At 65.7% G+C, this 2,209-nt stretch carries 2 protein-coding genes; one reads left to right on the top strand and one right to left on the bottom strand.

The window, feature by feature from the left end; all coding sequences use genetic code 11:
• The coding region (locus tag Q0R16_RS06790; protein ID WP_295633981.1) for a hypothetical protein at positions 1 to 766 on the bottom strand (766 nt) is incomplete at its 3' end.
• Positions 767 to 1,108: 342 nt separating this feature from the next.
• Between Q0R16_RS06790 and sthA the strand changes: the two genes are divergently transcribed.
• A partial coding sequence (gene sthA / locus Q0R16_RS06785) for a Si-specific NAD(P)(+) transhydrogenase (RefSeq protein ID WP_295633978.1) occupies positions 1,109 to 2,209 on the top strand: 1,101 nt, incomplete at its 3' end.

Raw genomic sequence — 2,209 nt, 5'->3', positions numbered from 1 at the left:
ACAGGCCGAAGGACAGCGTCTGCGCGAAGGCGGCAGAGAACAGCGCGTCGAAATCGGTGGCCGGATAGCCGCCGGCTTCGGGGTGCGCGTAAAGCACGTTGCGGAAGGTGTTGCGCACGAGCATCAGCGGATCGTTGTTGAAGCCGTCCGCGCGAAGCTGGCTGACACGCTCCTGCACCGCGCTGCGCACGATGCGCGCCGAGTGGGCCAGCATTTCGGCCAGTTGCTCGGCATTGCGCGCAGCGGGGGCATCGGTGCGGGCAAGCGTGGCGAGAAGGTCGAGAAACGGCTGAGCGTCGTGGTTGTCGATCAGCGCATCGGCGGCGCGGTCGGTCGTTTCGAAGGCGAGCGCGCGCGCCGGGACGATCCCCGCTTCGCCCTGCAAGTCATCGCGCTCATAGAGCCGGAAATCGGCAAAGTTGCAGGCCGCCCATGCCGCCAGTTCCTTGAGCCGTTCATATTGGCGCTTGTCATGCGCGTCGCGCCAGCGGTCGGGGTTGGCCGACTTGGCGGGAGCTTTTAGTTCGATGAAAGCCCGCGCCGGCTGGCCCGCCCGCTTGAGTGCGATGTCGGGTCGTCCGACGCCGGGATTGTTGAATTCGGGAACGACCGTCAATTGTGGGGCAGCGGGCAACAGGGGCAGGAGGTCGGCGACCAGTCGCTGAAAGTGCGGGGCAAGCGCAGGTTCGGACGTCGCGGGATGAGCGCGCCTTTGCTGGCGGACTTCGCGGGCGTAGGTTTTCAGTGCAGCCATTATTTTGGTCATGCCGCATCGCTAAACTGCTCTTTGGCCTACGTCATTCAGTTTCGAAATGGAATCGAGCGCCGCGCCCGGCTTCGGCTTTCGCTGCGGGTTCCCGGGCCTGCCACGGCGCCATCGGTGGTCGATCGCATCGTCCGGCGCGCCGCGCGCTCTGACCGCATGTCTTCAGACTTGGCAGCGCCCTGCTCCTTCGATAGCCTGCTCTTACAGGAAGCCGGTCGCGCCGCAGGGCTGAACGCCAGCTAGGTGCGATCACGGATGCAGGACGGGTCGGTGGGTTCATGCCTGCCGTCGCATAGTCGCTGGCCCATGGGAAATGGGGCCAGATGCATCCGGGGGGCAACCATGCAGAGCTATGACCTGATCGTGATCGGCAGCGGGCCGGCGGGGCGCCGTGCGGCGGTGCAGGCGGCCAAGCTGGGCCATTCGGTGCTGGTGGTCGAAGGGCGGCGGCGGGTTGGCGGGGTGTCGGTGCATACGGGCACGATCCCCAGCAAGACCTTGCGCGAGACCGCGTTGAACCTTTCGGGCTGGCGCGAGCGGGGGTTCTATGGCCATTCGTACCGGGTCAAGAAGGACATTTGCGGCGCCGATCTCGGCAACCGGCTGACCAAGACGCTGGAGCACGAAGTCGATGTGCTCGAGCACCAGTTCCAGCGCAACGGCGTGCAGACGATCGCTGGCACCGCGCGGTTTCTCGATCCGCACCGGCTGTCGGTGCGCGCCGAGGATGACAGCGAACTGGTGGTCATGGGCACGCGCATCCTGATCGCGGTGGGCACGGTGCCGTTTCGGCCCGACGATGTGCCGTTCGACGATACGCACGTGCTCGACAGCGATTCGATGATCGAAACCCCGCGCGTGCCGCGCAGCCTGGTGGTGGTGGGCGCGGGCGTGATCGGCTTCGAATACGCCACGATCTTCAGCGCGATGGACGTGCCGGTCACGCTGGTGGAACCGCGCGAGACGTTTCTTGATTTCATCGACCGCGAGATCATCGATGAATTCGTCCACGATCTGCGCGATCGCGGCATGGTGATCCGGCTGGGCGTGGGGGTGGCCAGGATCGAGCGGATCGGCAATGCGGTGGTCACCACGCTGACCGACGGGCGTATTCTGCGATCGGACATGCTGCTTTACGCTGCGGGGCGCAAGGGCGCGACCGAGGACCTCGATCTTGCCAAGTGCGGGCTTGGGGCTGACAACCGCGGGCGGTTGAAGGTCGATGCGAAAACCTTCCAGACCGATGTGCCGCATATCTATGCGGCGGGCGACGTGATCGGCTTTCCCAGCCTGGCCTCGACCTCGATGGAGCAGGGCCGCATCGCCGCGTGCCATGCTTTCGGGCTGCCGATGCCGCCGGCGCCGCAATACTATCCTTACGGCATTTACGCGGTGCCCGAGATCTCGACCGTGGGCATGAACGAGCAGGAAGTGCGCGCGCGG

The organism is Novosphingobium sp. (assembly GCF_025351285.1).
GTDB lineage: Bacteria > Pseudomonadota > Alphaproteobacteria > Sphingomonadales > Sphingomonadaceae > Novosphingobium.
Note: the sequence above shows the minus strand (reverse complement) of the source record. Positions and strands in the feature narration are given on the sequence as shown.